The following is a 572-nucleotide window of genomic DNA, read 5'->3' as shown; positions in this document are numbered from 1 at the left end:
ATCTTCATGCATAAAGATAAAGAAGTCTTTGCTTTCATAGGGACTGACTTAGGTGGAACAAAAAATAATACAAATGGAAATGAATTAAAGTATAATGATAAAACACAATATCACTTTGGATTAAGATGGGATTCAGATATAGTTGATACTTTTAACATCTCTTTAACTGCTGCTCATAGAAGAGTAGGAGAAGGGATTGCTTGGGAAAAGAAAAAGAAAATAAATGAAAATGAAGAAAAAGTCCATAAGAACAATGGAATAAAAGAGGCAATAGAAAGACATCTAAAGGCAAAGGGAAGAGAAGGAAAAGCAGATAAAGATAAAGGATATAAACTAAGAGCAGAAGATACATTCCTATTATCAGCAATATTAAATGGAAAGATATATAATAACTTTGAATTAACTGTTGCAGGTATATATAATGCATCAGACTGTAAAGATTAAAATAGGAATATAAAATGTAAAACACATTAAATAAAATATAGAATTGAAGGAGCTTAAAAATAATCTCCTTCTATATATTTAATGTGAAATGTAATTGATATTTTCAATTTTATGTCTCTTTTTTAATA

General features: G+C 27.1%; 1 protein-coding gene. It reads left to right on the top strand.

Annotated elements, in window-relative coordinates; genetic code table 11:
* On the top strand, positions 1 to 444 hold a 444-nt coding region (locus tag AYC60_RS09070), incomplete at its 5' end, for a hypothetical protein (protein WP_197416971.1).
* Positions 445 to 572: the final 128 nt, after the last annotated feature.

The sequence above is a fragment of the Streptobacillus felis genome (assembly GCF_001559775.1).
GTDB classification, from domain to species: Bacteria; Fusobacteriota; Fusobacteriia; order Fusobacteriales; family Leptotrichiaceae; genus Streptobacillus; species Streptobacillus felis.
The sequence above is the reverse complement of the archived record's forward strand: the minus strand, read 5'-3'. Positions and strand labels throughout refer to the sequence as shown.